Source organism: Pseudomonas brassicacearum (assembly GCF_003732265.1).
In the GTDB taxonomy this organism is placed as follows: Bacteria; Pseudomonadota; Gammaproteobacteria; order Pseudomonadales; family Pseudomonadaceae; genus Aquipseudomonas; species Aquipseudomonas brassicacearum_D.
Map to the genome: position 1 here is coordinate 1 of NZ_MOBK01000126.1, position 292 is coordinate 292.

Genomic DNA, 292 nt, shown 5'->3' on the forward strand with positions numbered 1-292 from the left:
ACTATAACGACAGCTTCGGCCACCTGGAGGGCGATGAAGCCTTGCGCAGGGTGGCGACGGCGATTCGCGAAGCCAGCGCTCGCCCGGCCGACCTGCCGGCCCGTTACGGTGGCGAGGACTTTGCGTAGGTGCTGCCCAACACCACCCCGGGCGGTGCGCTCCTAGTGGCGGAAAAATTGCGTCAAACCGTTGCTGCGCTGAAGATTCCGCATCTTTCACCGACTGAAGGCTCCAGCCTGACCATCAACATTGGCCTGTCCACCATGGTCCCGCAACCTGGCAGCGATTGCCG

1 pseudogene is annotated in these 292 nt (G+C 63.4%); it reads left to right on the top strand.

Annotated features, from left to right (window positions below):
- Positions 1–292, top strand: a pseudogene (locus tag BK660_RS30390) (diguanylate cyclase domain-containing protein); the annotation flags it as partial.